Source organism: Thalassotalea coralli (genome assembly GCF_055786205.1).
The window spans coordinates 502,404-516,396 of the sequence record NZ_JBVVBK010000003.1 but is presented as its reverse complement, the minus strand read 5'-3'; the positions used below and the strand labels follow the sequence as shown (position 1 = coordinate 516,396).

At 39.7% G+C, this 13,993-nt stretch carries 12 protein-coding genes; 8 read left to right on the top strand and 4 right to left on the bottom strand.

The window, feature by feature from the left end; all coding sequences use genetic code 11:
- Positions 1-906 carry a transcriptional regulator MelR gene (gene melR / locus ACOB80_RS10530; protein ID WP_473165778.1) on the bottom strand — a complete coding sequence of 302 codons (906 nt, stop codon included), beginning with the start codon at positions 904-906 and terminating at the stop codon, positions 1-3.
- Positions 907-1,119: 213 nt separating this feature from the next.
- On the opposite strand from melR, the gene ACOB80_RS10525 reads away from it, so the two are divergent.
- Positions 1,120-2,694, top strand: a complete 1,575-nt coding sequence (locus ACOB80_RS10525) for a sulfatase family protein (RefSeq protein WP_473165777.1) — start codon at positions 1,120-1,122, stop codon at positions 2,692-2,694.
- Between the two features lie 272 nt (positions 2,695-2,966).
- Positions 2,967-5,876: a TonB-dependent receptor gene (locus ACOB80_RS10520; RefSeq protein WP_473165776.1), complete on the top strand. Its 2,910-nt coding sequence runs from the start codon at positions 2,967-2,969 to the stop codon at positions 5,874-5,876.
- Positions 5,877-5,948: 72 nt separating this feature from the next.
- Here ACOB80_RS10520 and ACOB80_RS10515 read toward each other — a convergent pair whose 3' ends face one another.
- Positions 5,949-6,638, bottom strand: coding sequence for a metallophosphoesterase (locus tag ACOB80_RS10515; protein WP_473165775.1), 690 nt, complete (start codon positions 6,636-6,638; stop codon positions 5,949-5,951).
- 294 nt (positions 6,639-6,932) lie between these two features.
- Here ACOB80_RS10515 and ACOB80_RS10510 point away from each other — a divergent pair, with 294 nt between their 5' ends.
- On the top strand, positions 6,933-7,586 hold the full coding sequence (locus tag ACOB80_RS10510) for a hypothetical protein (protein ID WP_473165774.1): 654 nt from the start codon (positions 6,933-6,935) through the stop codon (positions 7,584-7,586).
- A gap of 21 nt (positions 7,587-7,607) precedes the next feature.
- On the opposite strand, the gene yjeH is transcribed toward ACOB80_RS10510, so the two are convergent.
- Positions 7,608-8,852 (bottom strand): L-methionine/branched-chain amino acid transporter, encoded by a 1,245-nt coding sequence (gene yjeH / locus ACOB80_RS10505; protein ID WP_473165773.1) that lies wholly within the window; start codon positions 8,850-8,852, stop codon positions 7,608-7,610.
- A gap of 151 nt (positions 8,853-9,003) precedes the next feature.
- Here yjeH and ACOB80_RS10500 point away from each other — a divergent pair, with 151 nt between their 5' ends.
- The 5 genes from ACOB80_RS10500 to ACOB80_RS10480 all read left to right on the top strand — a co-directional run bounded on the left by ACOB80_RS10500 (position 9,004) and on the right by ACOB80_RS10480 (position 13,549).
- The gene (locus tag ACOB80_RS10500) at positions 9,004-9,429 is read left to right on the top strand and encodes an Lrp/AsnC family transcriptional regulator (protein ID WP_473165772.1); all 426 of its coding nucleotides are present in this window, start codon (positions 9,004-9,006) and stop codon (positions 9,427-9,429) included.
- 189 nt (positions 9,430-9,618) lie between these two features.
- The gene (gene pgi / locus ACOB80_RS10495; protein ID WP_473165771.1) at positions 9,619-11,256 is read left to right on the top strand and encodes a glucose-6-phosphate isomerase; all 1,638 of its coding nucleotides are present in this window, start codon (positions 9,619-9,621) and stop codon (positions 11,254-11,256) included.
- A gap of 119 nt (positions 11,257-11,375) precedes the next feature.
- Positions 11,376-12,098, top strand: a complete 723-nt coding sequence (locus ACOB80_RS10490) for a DNA alkylation repair protein (RefSeq protein WP_473165770.1) — start codon at positions 11,376-11,378, stop codon at positions 12,096-12,098.
- A 345-nt stretch (positions 12,099-12,443) separates the two neighbouring features.
- Positions 12,444-12,698, top strand: a complete 255-nt coding sequence (locus ACOB80_RS10485) for a hypothetical protein (RefSeq protein ID WP_473165769.1) — start codon at positions 12,444-12,446, stop codon at positions 12,696-12,698.
- 125 nt (positions 12,699-12,823) lie between these two features.
- On the top strand, positions 12,824-13,549 hold the full coding sequence (locus ACOB80_RS10480) for a helix-turn-helix domain-containing protein (RefSeq protein WP_473165768.1): 726 nt from the start codon (positions 12,824-12,826) through the stop codon (positions 13,547-13,549).
- Positions 13,550-13,551: 2 nt separating this feature from the next.
- Here ACOB80_RS10480 and ACOB80_RS10475 read toward each other — a convergent pair whose 3' ends face one another.
- The gene (locus ACOB80_RS10475) at positions 13,552-13,863 is read right to left on the bottom strand and encodes a hypothetical protein (RefSeq protein ID WP_473165767.1); all 312 of its coding nucleotides are present in this window, start codon (positions 13,861-13,863) and stop codon (positions 13,552-13,554) included.
- Positions 13,864-13,993: the final 130 nt, after the last annotated feature.

The following is a 13,993-nucleotide window of genomic DNA, read 5'->3' as shown; positions in this document are numbered from 1 at the left end:
TTAACTAGCAGCTTTGGGGTAAGACATGTTCATCTTAGACATTTGCTGTCGATATTGCTGAGGCGTTACTTGAAATTCTCGTTGAAATAAATCGTAAAACCGGCTGGTTGAGCCAAAGCCGGCTTCAAGAGCTATGTTCAATACAGCATCATTGGTATCAATCAATAATGCTTGGGCATGTTGTAAGCGTAGCTTGTTGATGTACTGTTTAATGGAGATTTTCATCACGCGATTAAACAATTTCATCGCATAATTAGGGTGTAGCCCTGTAACCTGAGCGACTTCTTCTATGGTAACTTTCTTATCGTAATTATCGGCAATAAAACGCAATATAGCCTGAATATGTGGTAAGCCAGAGACCAAAGAACGGCTTTCTAACTGGTTAGGCTGTTTTGATAAATTAAAGGTGGAATAAGGCTCTAGTGACATTCTGCGCAAGCGATTACGGATTTCATCAATCACGTGAATCATCAAGCGGTAGTCATTTTTTTCTAAATCGTTTTCCCATTGAGAAGTAATTAACTTATCCGTTGGATGTAAGCGATCTGCTACGAGAACTTCACCGTGTAAAATATCGCTAATAAATTGATCGGAAAATTTCCAAGTGAGAAAAGCCTGTAGCGGGATATAAATGTTAACCATTTCACCATCACCTTCAGATGCGATCATTTGGTGAGGGATTGACGCCCAAAATATAATCATCCGCCCTTCTGGCACACTGATCTTTTTACCATTGATGAGATAATCGGCTGAACATCCATAGAGGTAATTAACTTCGATGTGGCCATGCCAATGGCTTGACTCCATAATTTGCGGTTTGTGTCGTTGAAAACCGAAATTAAATTCGTGAGCCTGAACTGTTAACGGACTACTTTGATCAAATTGAATTCTATTTACCCATTCCATTTTGCTAGCCAAGGTTAGAAATCGAGAGTTCACGTTATCTAAATCGGGGCAGTTACTCAATGCTGATGTTATTTTATGGGAACAAAAAGTGTAAAAACGGGACGGATTGCGCTGGGCAGAAAATTTACTGTTAAGTGGTGGAAAAGATTAGGCATTTCGAGTGCGCAAATAGTAAAGCGAATTCAGCTTTGGGTATCGATAAATGGAAACATCATGATAAATAGATTTCAATTAACTTGGCGACATTTAGGTATTAAGACATTATTTTTATTGGCTTTAATTGGGTGCCAAACCGATAGCGCTAAGAATACACCAGCTCAGGATAATGTCGCTGCAACAGATAAAGTACTAGTAAACAAAAAGCCAAATATTCTTTGGATATACGTTGAAGATATCTCTCAGGATATTGGTGCCTATGGTAACGAATTAGTACATACACCTACGCTAGATGAAATTGCTGAACAAGGCATTCGGTTTGACAATACCATCATGTCTGCGCCGGTTTGCTCTGCGCAACGTTCAGCGATGATGACAGGGGTGATGCAAACAACACTTGGTGTACATAATCATCATAGTGCTCGCACTGAAGACGCTGCTTTTTTCTTGCCTAAACACGTAAAAACCGTTCCTGAACTGTTTAAGAAAGCGGGTTATTTCACCTTTAACCATGGCAAAGACGATTACAATTTTACTTATGATCGAAAAGCTTTGTATTCAGGTGCCTACGCTGAGCACCCTTTGTATGGAAAGTCTGGACTTAAAATTGACTGGAATGATCGTAAAGATAAAAGCCAGCCTTTCTTTGGCCAAATTCAATTAAAAGGCGGCAAGCATATCTTTTCTAAGAAATTTAAAGAGAAAGTTCAGTTTCCAATAGATAGAAATAAAGTCACCTTACCCCCCTATTACCCTAATGACGAATTAGTGATAGAGGAATGGGCTCGATATTTAGAGTCGTTACAAATTACCGATCGCGAAGTAAAGGCGATATTGGAGCGTCTTGAGCGTGACGGTGAGTTAGAAAACACCTTAGTTTTTTTCTTTGCCGATCACGGTATGCGCTTCTTGCGCCATAAGCAGTTTCTTTATGAAGGTGGGATTAAAGTACCTTTTATTTTGTATGGTAAAAATCAAGAACACTTCGTTAAACCCGGGGTTAGAAAGGAACTTATTACAGGCTTTGATATAGGAGCCACCACTTTAGCACTAGCGGGTATAGATCTTCCTGACTATTTTGAAGGAAGTAACTTTCTCGCCAACGACTTTAATCCTGCCGAGTATGTTATCTCTGCGCGAGATAGATGTGATTTCACTATCGATAGGATCCGTTCCGTGCGCACTGAACGCTTTAAGTATATACGTAACTTTATGCCTGAACGCTCTATGATGCAGCCAAGTTATCGGGATGAGTGGCAACTTACGCAAACCATGCGTGAACTTTATGAAAACGGCAAGTTAAACCCTGTTCAGTCTAAGCTATTTGCCCCAACAAGAGCCAAAGAAGAGCTATATGATTTAGAAAAGGACCCTCATGAAATTAATAACTTAGCGGCAAACCCGGCGTTTCAATCTGTCTTAATGCATCACAGAAATTTACTAAACAAATGGATCGTATCATCTGGTGATTTAGGTGAGAAACCTGAACATGAACCTGCTTTAAAACTTATGTTAGGCATTTGGGGGGACATGGCGATAAACCCTGAGTTTGACGTGTTAAGAGCAAAGTACCCTGAGCTGTCAGGATCACAATACCCACTAAAAAATGAAAAGTTCAAAATCGTCAACTAACAACTTTAGGGTTAGTAAATAGGAACAAAGCAGCCAAAAAAAGGCTGCTTTTTTGTTGAAAATATGACCGATTAAAAGCCCGCTATAATCCAAGAATAATACGTTTAATTCTTGGAAGTACCGCCTTCCATTCCTTTTGTAGACTCGAAAATGTCCTATAAGTGCAGCAGTAACGTCACGGTGGACAAAAGTATCCAAGCGAAACAGCTAATTAAGATAACGATACCAACAATTACTTAAAAATTATAAGAAGTTTACTTAAGGAGAGCACCTTGAATAGGTTAACAAAACGACGAGCTCCACTTGCTCAAGATAGTACCTTTAAGCTATCGCCAATCGCCCTTGCCCTTTTACTGACTGCCAGTGGTCAAGCCATGGCGTTTGACGCACCATCTGCAATGCAACAAGATAATGCGCAAACAGCAAGTGAAGAAGAGAAAAAGAAAGAAGCAGAAGATGAAACGGAAGTTATCGTTGTTTCAGGGATCAGAAACAGTCTTAAAGAAGCACAATCCATTAAAAAGTTATCAGACAACGTAGTAGATGCCCTTGTTGCAGAAGATATAGGTAAGTTTCCTGATGAAAACGTTGCTGAAGCACTACAGCGAATTCCTGGTATTAGTGTGACCCGCAAAAACGGTGAAGGACAAACGGTGACTATTCGAGGTCTAACGGGTAATTACAATATTACTACCTTTAATGGTCGTAAGCTGGCATCAGACAACTCATCTCGCGATTTTAACTATGACGTTATTGCTTCAGAATTAGTTAATGAAATTCGCGTACATAAGACCCCTTCTGCTCATTTACAAGAAGGTGCAATTGGTGGTGTGGTCGAGATATTTTCTCGTCGTCCATTAGATGTTGGCCCAGCGTTATCAGCTTCAGTTGAAGCTGACTACAATGAACGTGCCGAAGCATGGAACCCGAAATACTCACTTATTGCCAGTGAAATGATCACTGACGATTTTGGTGTACTATTTTCTGTTGTTCACACTGAAACGACTTCTCGTTACGATTCTTACTGGTCGAGTTGGTGGAGTGATAATTCTTACGCAGACTTTGGCAACAACGTACAAATTCCTGCAGGTGCTTCTGCTGATGATGTTATGCGCGCGCCAAGCTTTCCAAAAATTAATATGAACCGTGCTGATCGCCAAAGAACTGGTGGTACGTTAGCGTTGCAATGGCTACCGACGCCGGAAATCGATGTTAACTTTGACGCTTTGTACACGACCTATGATATTGAATCTTCTGGTCGCGTACTTTCACTAGCGACACCACGCTCTTGGGGACCTTTTGGTGAATATACTGAGTTTTCTGTAGGCTCTGATGGTTTTGTCGATAGCATGGCGTGGAATGATGCCACGTTAGAGTTACTTGAAGATAGTGAGCCACGTGAAAGTGAAACTTATCAAGTGGGTTTAAATGTTAACTGGATAATTGATGATGTTACCTTAAACTTTGATGCAGCATATTCTGCCGCAGAAAACGTTAATAAAGGTGATACCAACTTTGTTGTGGTTCGTGCGGCAGTAGATGCGGCATCAATTAACTTTAATAACGGTCAAACCATTCCTGATATTTGGTTATCTAGCCCACTCGATGAAACCGCTGACTACGGTGCACACTACTCTCGTCGAGATGGTGTAAATGTTGAAGATGAAACGGGTCGACTTGTGGTAGATGGCGTTTGGGAATTAAACGACGGTATTGTCTCAGAAGTCTTGTTCGGTGCAGGCTACAACATGCAAGAAAAAGACAGAGTACATTACACGCCAATCAACGGTTCTATTTTCGCGCTAGACTTTATGGACGAAATCAATCCAACCTATGACGCTGAAACAGTGATGATTGGCGGCCAAGAAATGTGGAAGTTGCCTGCTCATATTATCTTACCGGGCTCTAGTGATAACTTTGGTGGTAACGCCAATGTTCCTGCTAGTTGGGCAAGTATCGATGTTGATGCATTATATGAATTCTACAAAGAATTAGATCCTGACGCCTATGCAAAGGTTATCCCTTCTCTAAATGAGTCGGGTGGAAACACTTATGCGGTTAAAGAAGAAACTTGGCATGCCTACGGTGAAATCAAGTTAAGAGATGAGCTTTTCGATATGCCGTACATGTTAGATGCAGGTGTTCGTTACGTTCGAACTGAAGTTACCTCACATGGTTATTCGCAAGACCCAGCTAATATCGAATTTGATGCAGACGGAAAGCCAGCTAATGAAAACTGGCGTGAGCGTCATCTAGTTAACTTTAAAGGTGACTACAGCGAATGGTTACCTAGTATTAACTTCAGATTAGAGCTAACTGACGAATTAGTTTTACGATTAGCGGCATCTAAAGCTATAGCGCGCCCAGGTTTATCAAATTTAAGACCGATCACCTCAATTACGCCTTATGCTGAATCCAGTCAAGATGGCCGAATTGAAAGAACGATGTTTGAAAATGATCCTGGCCTTTCACCATATACAGCCAAGCAGTTTGATACGGCCCTTGAATGGTACTACAGCGAATCGGGTAATTTGGCCCTTGCCACTTTCTATAAAGATGTGGAAGCGTTTGTTAAAGATGACGTGACGACGGAAGTGATTGCTGGACAAGAATTTCAGGTGACTCGTCCATATAACGACACTGAAAACGCCTCGGTTATTCGTGGTTATGAAATTGCGTGGTATCAAACCTTCGATGAATTCTTACCTGAAGCTTTTGCTGGATTTGGTATTGCTTTAAACCATACGTACAACAACAGTGAGTCAGGTGAATATGATGTTGAAGGCAAAGAAATTCCATTTTGGGGACTATCTGAGCATCAATCTAATGCACACTTGTTCTATGAAAACCATGGCTTCAGTGCAAGTATTGCTTACAATCGCCGCTCTGATTTTGCCGCTCGCAAAGCCTGGCATTGGACTTATGAAACCTTTGGCTGGGTTGATAACGAACAAGCAACGTCTAATGCTTGGGAAAGCTTAAGTGTGAGCTTTGCCTATGACGTTACTGAAAATCTGCGAATTACCGCTGATGGTAATAACTTATTAGATCCTGAAGATGTGTTAACTGTTGATGCCGCTAATACAGAGTTATTAGCAGCTGGCGCTAGTTCTGCTCAATACTATTTGAGTTCAGCAAGTTATGGTCGCCGCTACTCAATTGGTTTGCGATACCAGTTCTAACACCCTTGCAATTGCCAGCAACAAGGATGTTGCTAGCTCTTGCATTTTTTGTTTTCCTTTCTTAGTTATAAACTAACGTTGTGATAATAATTTTGCCGCTTGCTTGGCAGAAATAATGGTTAACTCGCCTGTCTTTATTAAGGTATCAATACACAGCTGATTATTGCGCCAAAGTACTTGGTTTAAATTGTTGTGTCCGTGAATGGTAAAATCGATATTTTCAATACCTTTTGAATTTCTGTTAGTAGACGACAGCTCTCTTGACCACATTAATACTTTTCTGGTGGCTTCATCGTTAGCACAATCTAACCAATTGCTTGGAGAATCGGCGTGACTCACACCAATATCACCGTATGGAGATTTTATTGTTAAGGTTAAAGGCATTTTTCTGACAATTTTTTCAGCAATTGAGATCAGTTTGTTTTTGTCGTTAAACAGCGGATGAAGCCACTCTCCACCGTGCCTTAACATCACTTGCCAATGAATTGGGTTGTCAAAACCTTTTAACAGCATTTCTTCATGATTGCCCAATGTTGCATAAAACCATGGGCAGTCGAGTAAAGCTAAGCAGCCAAGAGAATCTTCTCCTCTGTCGACAATATCTCCCGAAGATATTAGGCGATCAACCTCAAAGCGAAATCCTATATCGGATAGATCATTAAGAAGCTTTTGCTTGTTCCCGTGAACATCGCCAACGAAGTAATCGTCACCTTTAAGGTTTACATCAAGCTGTTGCGATACGGTTAAATGGTTTATGTACATGCTAGGTTGTTCTTAACGCTTTGTTTCTATAATAAGGGCGAAATATCGCAACACGGCGAACGTTATATAGTTGCCCATACTACCTAATACCTAAACATTGTCTAGTTATGGTTGGCCGGTGGCGGGTTTACTCACGCTGGCTATACTCAAAAGGCTTTGCTGTAAGTTGTTTAGTTTGGTCTAAGGCTTACTGACACGAAAGGACGATACAGCAAAGTGATTAAGTAATTCTTAGGCAATACCAACCTTTCTACTAACACTAACTGAAGTTTATCGAGATTTAAGGAGATCGAGATGGAAGAGAACAGTCGTAGTGAATTTGAAGTAGCAGGTGATGACCTAGCATATGTTGAAAAGTTAGTTGATGACTTAGTTGACTCCGCAGTTGAAGACGCAGAACTCGATGGGGATCCCTGTCATGACTTAGCATTAGCTACTTATCTTGCTGGTTATCTTTACGGTAGTAATGATGCATTTAGAAAAATAACAGACTCAAACCCTGAGCTCGCATGGGACTTTGCTGTTAATGCGTCGGCGGCACAAAGTATCTGTAATATTCCAGGTGCAAGTGTTATTTCTTATATGCCACAAAATGCTTTTTATATTGGCACCATCATTAAATGGATTATCAAGAGGTTAGGCAAAGCCGCGGCGAAAAAAGCTCTGAAGAAATGGCTGAAAAAACGTTTGAAAAAATGGATTAAAGCATGGGCTGAAAAAGGGTGGAAAGGGATTTGGGATAAACTGAAAAAGAAAGTACCTGGCTGGATTTTGGAAATATTTGCTTTAACTATAATTCTCGAACTCATCGAATCAATTTTTGAAGAGCAAGGCGAGAATCTAAATGACAAGCAGAAAAAGAAACTGCAATGGATCAAGGAGCAACTTGAAAAAGGCAATATTACGCCAGAAGATGCCGCTGGAATGATAGAAAACTTACTGAAATAAACTGTTTGTGACCGCTCTAGTTTAAGCGGTCACCTTTTTGGTTCTTCGTCGCTGTTGTAATAGCAGTAAAGGTACTACTAGACAAATAATTGCCAAAGCATAAGCCATTAGAGAGCCTAGCCCTATAACCAAGGCAATACATAATGTTGTGCTGATATGAATGGTTTTCAGGTATTTTCCATTTAACAATTTGTACGCAGCAAGCATAGACATCAAGTAGATGAGTACAAAGACACCATTCACCCAAAAGATAAGTTGCTCAAGTTCTTTTCCCGTAACGTAGGTAACAGTTAATACAATGGACATGATGAATAGTATGGTGACTAACGCATGACTAGGCACCGAATAACGATTTTTATGAGCAAAGAAGTTTGGAAATACGCCATCTTCGCTATAACTAGCCAATAATCTAGCAACACTTGCGGTGTAAACATTAACCGTTGCTAGGCCTCCAGCGATACCTAGTATACAAATAACTAGCTGGATTACAGAAGGGAAATGATTCCCGTATACCTCTAACATGGCTAGATTACCTTTGGCTGGTTCCGTTAATAAAATCCAAGTACAGATAATATAAATAAGACCGACTAACACAGTGCCTATAAGCATTGCAGGTAACAGGTCTTTTTCAGGATTTTTAAAATCACTGGCTAAATGTGCCATGGCTTCAATACCGAGAAAACTCCAAAAAGCCAGGCCCATGGCAAGCAATAATGGTGACATCTCTGGTTGAGTGGTTATTAAAGGTAAAGCGGGGACCGAACTTGATAAGTAAACCTGAAAAGCAAGGGCAATAACAACGATAACGATTGCTAGTGTTAACCCAAGTTGCAGTTTGGCTGATAGCTTAATGCCTCTAATATTCAGTAAAAAAACGATTATGAGCATACACAACTGCGCTAACCAAGCTTGAGCTTCAGACAGCGGTAGAATCATTTGTACAAATTGCATTGTCATTAAAATAGCAGCGGGCGCACCTAGTGGCACGGCAAGTAAAAAGCTTATGCCAAGGGTTTTGCCTGCTATTTTGCCAAAGGCTTTCTCGACAAAATAAGCAGGACCGGCTGCGTGAGGATACTGAGCAGCCAATCGACCAAAAACAAACGTGACAGGTAATAGTGCTATTGTTAAAAGTATCCAACCTAAAAGCGCACTATGATGGGCTATTTCTATGGTACTTTGTGGAAGAATAAATACACTTGTGCCAAGCAAAGTGGTGGCGAGTAAACCTGCACCCTGAGTGCGGCTAAGCTTTTTCTGAGTCATTAATATTTATAGTCATTCCGTAAATTATATGTAGAATAATACTGCAATCTAAAATGACAATCTGCGTGTATTTACCGACAAAATGACGGAATTGCCAACATTTTGCTGGTGTATTATTTCACTGTGCAGCGCAAAGTCGAGAGAGGCTTAGATGGACAAGTTTGATTCAGCAATTATTGCTCAACTTAGGGTAAATGCTAGAGTGAGTGTTTCTGATATCGCAAACCAGGTAAATTTGTCGCGATCAGCGGTAACAGAGCGAATTAAAAAGCTTGAAAAAACAGGTGTTATTAAAGGGTATCATGTTGCTTTAAGCGAGTCACAGAAGCAAGCGGTACAAGTTTACTTTGAGATTAAACATCAGTGCGCGAAATGCAGCGAGGTTGTACCGCTGTTTAGGCAGTTCCCAGAAGTTATAACCTGTCATGGTATTAGCGGTGATATGGATTTAATTGTTCATGTAAAAGCGTCTAATATGACGCGGATACACGAAATTAGAGAATATTTGGACCACCAAGCAGATATCGTTAAAATTAAAACCCACGTAGTTATGAGTGAATGGATCAACAATACGTAAAAAATAAAAAATGTTGTAATAAAACTACATAAATGGAATTTTTTGGCAATAAGTGATACTTTTTTGTATTGTTTTTTGTTAAATTTAGAAAATAATTTGTTTGCCGCCTTAGAATAAAAATAAAAACAGGCGTAATAACAGCAAGTTATTTTATTTTTTGTGATGATGTGTAAAAGGTAGGAATCTACTATGTTAAATGAGTCTCCCCAGTGGCAAGCACTGACGGACCATTATAAAGAAATTAGACCCGTGCATATGCGCGATCTTTTTTCTCAGGATAAACAGCGATTTTCTTTGTTTTCGACGAAAGCAGCAGGTATTACGTTAGATTATTCTAAAAATCGAGTCACCGATAAAACCATTGAATTGTTAATTGATTTAGCGAAAAAAGCCGATTTGTCAGGTTATCGGAGCCGTATGTTTACTGGAGAAGCGATAAACTTTACTGAAAATCGTGCGGTACTACATACTGCACTGCGCAATTTTTCTGGTAAACCTGTGTATGTTGATGGCGAAAATGTAATGCCACACATTACACAAACGTTAGAAAAAGTAAAACTGTTCGTTGATGCTGTATCTTCTGGCGATAAAAAAGGGTATTCCGGCAAAGCATTTACCGATATTGTCAGTATTGGTATTGGCGGTTCTTTTCTTGGGCCTAAAATAATGTCGGAGGCATTGAAGCCTTATCGTCAAAAACAACTTAATGTGCACTTTGTTGCCAATGTCGATGGCTGCCATTTACAAGATGTTTTAGCTAAGCTAAACCCTGAAACCACTATGGTGGTCACTTCATCAAAAACGCTAACGACACAGGAAACGTTACGTAATACCGAATCAGCAAAGGAATGGTTTTTGCGCTCGGCTACTCAGCAAGACGTTCAATATAACTTTGCTTGCGTATCAACGAATATTGAAGCTGCTGAATCATTTGGTATAGACCCAGACAATATCTTTCCTATGTGGGATTGGGTTGGTGGTCGATATTCGGTATGGTCAGCAATTGGCTTGCCACTAGCGTTAGCGATTGGTTTTGACAACTATCAAGCCTTCTTAGAGGGAGCATTTGAAATGGATGAACATTTCTTAAATGCGCCACTAGAAGAAAATATGCCGGTACTTATGGGGCTGCTTGGTATCTGGTATCGCAATTTCCACGGTGCTCAATCGCAGGTACTCTTACCTTACTATCATTATTTACGTGGGTTACCTGCCTATGTTCAGCAATTAGATATGGAAAGTAATGGTAAATCTGTTTCGATAGATAACAAAGAGTTACCTTACGATACCGGCCCAATTATATGGGGAAGTGAAGGTACAAATGGGCAACACTCTTTTCATCAATTGATTCATCAGAGTAAAACGCCGATTCCTGTTGATTTTATGTTGCCATTGCATCCGCATCATGACGTAGCTAATCATCACGATATGCTAGCATCTAATTGCTTTGGACAATCTCAAGCCTTGATGGAAGGTCAGTCTGAAGAGCAAGTTATTGCCGCGATGACCAAGGCAAAATGTAGTACAGATGAAATCGAAAACTTGTCTAGTCATAAAGTAATGAAGGGCAACAAGCCGAGTAATACACTTATTTTTGACCGACTAGATCCTAAAACTCTTGGTAGCTTAATTGCTTTGTATGAACACAAAGTGTTTGTTCAAGGGGTTATCTGGGATATTAATTCTTTTGATCAGTGGGGTGTGGAACTAGGTAAAGCGCTTGGTAAGCAAGTGTTATCCAAACTAACCGATAGCGAAGAGCCTTTAACAATGGATGGTTCTACAAACGCGCTAATTGATATGTTTAGGCAAAGACACCAAAGTTAATTTTCTCTACATAGTGTTTTTGAAAAAGCTCGTCATTTGATGAGCTTTTTTATTTTATAGCCACTACTAATGATTCACGTTATGGTTAATTAACTTTAACTGATTACCAAGCTACCAATATGGCGTTAACTGAATTAGCGTTACAAATGTCAAATACCATCGTTGCTTTAAAAGATGAGGAAAGTGCGCAAGCCGCTAGTCGATTTTTTAAAACGGGCGAGGGGGAGTATGGCGAAAACGACTGCTTCCTCGGTGTGCGTGTGCCTGTTCTTAGACAATACGTAAAACAATTTAAACATGCAGCACTAAGCGATATAGAGAGCCTATTGCCGAGTCAATACCACGAGATAAGGCTTTTTGCTTTGTTTATGATGGTGGCGCTATTTGAACGATCAAAAAAATCACCTAAGGTGCAACAGCAAATCGTAAACAGTTATTTAGCTCATACCCAATATATTAATAACTGGGACTTAGTTGACAGTTCGGCTTATAAGATTTTGGGGCCTTATCTTCTTGAGCGTGACAAATCTGTACTGATAGAGTTTGCTCATTCTCGCTCGATGTGGGAACGCAGAATTGCCATGATCACCTGCTATTGTTTTATCAAGCATCATCAATTTAAGGAATCGCTGTATATTGCCGATCTGTTGCTTGAAGATAGAGAAGATTTGATTCATAAAGCCGTGGGTTGGATGTTAAGGGAGATTGCAAATCGCGATAAAAAAACGGCAGAGGGCTTTTTATTGAAGCACTATAAGAAAATGCCAAGAACTATGTTGCGTTATGCGATAGAAAAGTTTTCTAAAGAAGAGCGCAGCGCCTATTTAAGCGGAAATGTCTAGGGCGTGTTGATCTTTCGAGGCTATTTTTTGTAGCAATTACTCATGTTTTTAAACAAGACTGAGCTTATGCCGTGTGGTTATTCTACATAAATAAGCGATAACACAGTAAAAAGGCGTGATAAATGCTGTCCTTTGGATTCGTTTACATGCACTTTTTTCATTGTTACTTGCTCTTTGCGTAGAATAACGATGCGTATCACAAGTGCCGCGATAAAAACGCATTTAATCCGAACAAAATTTAACCATTAAAGTTCAACACGCCCTAATATTATGCGTTAGATCAATAAGGCTAAATGTTTCGCTTGTATGATGTAGAAATCACTTTCAACTCTTAAGCGATAGCACATGACAGACAAAAAGCTTATTATCATACTCAAAATCGTTATTGTTTTCGGCCTTTGTTTATTGCTGCTTGGTCATTACTTACTGAGTTATGCCAATTTGCCAGAAAAAATGGGCGTAACGGGTATTGTTATCAGTGCTGGTTGTATTGCTTTAGGGTTAGTCTGCTCACTACCGACAAAAATGTACTTAACCTTCGTTATTATGAAGCGAGAAAATGAAGAATCTGGCTTAACAGATAAAACCAAGGGCAAATAAAAAACCTATATCCTTGGTATGCCAAATATTCTTCTGTATCACGGCATATTCATCTGTATATTCCTGATATGATAGCCAAGAATACGCTTGAAAATTAAAGATAATCAAGCAATAAGGAATGTATTATGAAACTTGGTGAAAAAATAAAACAGTTACGCCAACAAGCTGAATTAACGCAACCGGAACTCGCTGTTAAAGCTGGCATTGAGCAGTCTTATCTATCGAAATTGGAAAATGATAAAGGCTCTCCTTCTTTTGATGTGATTGCTAAAATAGCTCAAGCATTTGATATGGACGCAATGTCACTTATTGAATCTTTAGATGCTAATTATTTGCATGAACAGCTATCTCACTTACCTGAAGTCGCCATTAAAATAGAATCTAAACGACTAGCACAAATGGCGAAAATGCGTTCTGCTTATATTGCCGCGACCATTACCATTGTAATCGGCGTGATGATGGTACTAGCCGGCAATACGCGCAGCTTGTTTTCTGAAGTTGTGCATCAATATGAATCCCGAGGACTTATTAATAAGGGAGAAGTTAATGAGCACTTCAGCCCTGTTAATATTATGTTGCTAAATGAAGATCGCGAGGCAACCAGAAAGAGAATAGAAGCTAACAAGACGCGAATAGATGAAATGATTGTGACTACCCGAAATTATATGGGTCATTCCTTTGTCGAACACTACGGACAGAAGCGGAGGTTCTTTCAAAAGACAGGCTCAAAAGAAGTCGGCTCTACAATTCGTGAGCTTTGTTTAATCTTGGGCTTTGCTTGCTTAGTAGGGGGCGGACTATTCATGGGCTATACCTTTCGCTTTCTCAACCCGGAAAAAATAGGAAACTAGCGTTACCCGTTTCGGTACTGTCTATACTCTGGGTGGTAGTCGATAAAGTCACACCAATTACTGAAATTCTTGTAAGTATATCGCTTGTCGCGCACAGTAATCCATTGTGAGGTAGCAAATGGTGGCAAGCGAAACTTCTTTTTATGACCGTCAATTGCAACCCAACAAGCAAGATCTTTAGAGGTATCGTTTTTAATTTTTACGCGAGGAAACCCTTCCAAGCTATACCCGAAAGTTGGCTTAAATTTCGCCTTAGCTTGTACATGTGGACAAGAAAATAAGAATATTATTAAAAATAAGATTTTTTTGCTCACGTAAATTACTCTCGTTTAGTGGTATATATAACAATAGCTTACAAGGGAAAATCTGTAGGTATTCCTCTGAATGCAATCGCTATTTGCTAATTATCTCAATAAATTTTACTTTTAGCCATTGAAAGCACAA

Excerpts from the sequence above, each read along its gene's own strand:
- melR (WP_473165778.1), bottom strand. The coding sequence starts at position 906 with ATGGAATGGGTAAATAGAATTCAATTTGATCAAAGTAGTCCGTTAACA.
- ACOB80_RS10500 (WP_473165772.1), top strand. The coding sequence starts at position 9,004 with ATGGACAAGTTTGATTCAGCAATTATTGCTCAACTTAGGGTAAATGCT.
- yjeH (WP_473165773.1), bottom strand. The coding sequence starts at position 8,852 with ATGACTCAGAAAAAGCTTAGCCGCACTCAGGGTGCAGGTTTACTCGCC.
- ACOB80_RS10525 (WP_473165777.1), top strand. The coding sequence starts at position 1,120 with ATGATAAATAGATTTCAATTAACTTGGCGACATTTAGGTATTAAGACA.
- pgi (WP_473165771.1), top strand. The coding sequence starts at position 9,619 with ATGTTAAATGAGTCTCCCCAGTGGCAAGCACTGACGGACCATTATAAA.
- ACOB80_RS10480 (WP_473165768.1), top strand. The coding sequence starts at position 12,824 with ATGAAACTTGGTGAAAAAATAAAACAGTTACGCCAACAAGCTGAATTA.
- ACOB80_RS10485 (WP_473165769.1), top strand. The coding sequence starts at position 12,444 with ATGACAGACAAAAAGCTTATTATCATACTCAAAATCGTTATTGTTTTC.
- ACOB80_RS10510 (WP_473165774.1), top strand. The coding sequence starts at position 6,933 with ATGGAAGAGAACAGTCGTAGTGAATTTGAAGTAGCAGGTGATGACCTA.
- ACOB80_RS10515 (WP_473165775.1), bottom strand. The coding sequence starts at position 6,638 with ATGTACATAAACCATTTAACCGTATCGCAACAGCTTGATGTAAACCTT.
- ACOB80_RS10490 (WP_473165770.1), top strand. The coding sequence starts at position 11,376 with ATGGCGTTAACTGAATTAGCGTTACAAATGTCAAATACCATCGTTGCT.